This window comes from Vibrio sp. YT-19(2023) (genome assembly GCF_033337395.1).
This window is the reverse complement of record NZ_JAWOQN010000157.1, coordinates 1-1,080: the sequence shown is the minus strand read 5'-3', so window position 1 is coordinate 1,080 and position 1,080 is coordinate 1. Positions and strand designations below refer to the sequence as shown.

The window sequence follows — 1,080 nt, the reverse complement described above, 5'->3', positions numbered from 1 at the left end:
GTTTCTTGTTCCTGAATCGCACGAATGCGATCTGCCACTAAACGCTTTTTATCCGCCAGCAATTGGTCGAGCTGTTTCTCTGGTTGTGGATCACCAATGGTTACCTGCGTTACCTGAATACCGTATTGTTGCAACGGGTTATCCTGACGAATCGGTTGCCCGGTTTTGTCTACGACTGGCACCGTTTTCCAAACCAGCTGATTAGTACGTTGCAATTGGTTCGCGTTAGCCTGATTCGCCCCAACAGGCGCAAGGTCCAGTTCTTCCACTTCAACCTGACGTCGCTCTGTAAGATAAATTCCCTCTCGCAACTGATCACCAAGTTTCGATTTGAACTGGTTCAAACCACCTTGGAAAAACTCCTCTCCGGTGTATTGCGTGGCGGTAATCACTGTCACGTTACGCGCATTTTTCACAAGCAGTGCGTCGATCAAGTTGTTGTTATTGCGAAACTCACGATGCATCTTTTTTAGAGCTTCTGGATCGTTACTCAATTTAAAGCGGAACGTCACCGGTATTTGACCAATATAGGTATCAGCGAAACGAACTTGAACCGAATCAAGACGTTGGTAAAAGTCTTCACCCTTGCTGTTACCAAAAGACACAGTGATCACTTGATCGTACTTAGTGATTTTGGATAGAAACGGCATCCGGAAATGAATACCAGGTTCAGTAAACACATCCAACTCACCAGTGATGTTGTTTTGATGCACATAACTATAGCCAGCATCTGTCATCAAAACCGAACTGTTGATCGTTAAACCTACAGCCAATAAAGGCACACCAATCAATGCCGCTTTTATCCCGCGATGAAGCAACTGACGTCGTTCTTCTACTTTTAAGCCTTGTCCTAAGCTTCTGCTTTCCATGTTTTTCTCCTTATTATTTCGGTTGTCATTGAGTTAAATCGATGAAAATCAAGCTGCTATGCAACTCGCTGACAACAGGTGTTAATGTATCAAATTGTTACATTAAGAAATAATCGAAAGATTCATGAAATTAATGCGATTTTTACGAATAATACAAAATCAATAGGAATATGCGGTGAGCTTCGTATTTCGCTGAAAAGCAGTAGAAAAT

Annotated in this window: 1 protein-coding gene; it reads right to left on the bottom strand. The window is 42.5% G+C overall.

Features of this window, described 5'->3' with window-relative positions; all coding sequences use genetic code 11:
- Positions 1 to 869: SPFH domain-containing protein (locus R7E78_RS24575; RefSeq protein ID WP_318058403.1), on the bottom strand; the 869-nt coding region annotated here is incomplete at its 3' end.
- Between the last annotated feature and the right edge of the window lie 211 nt (positions 870 to 1,080).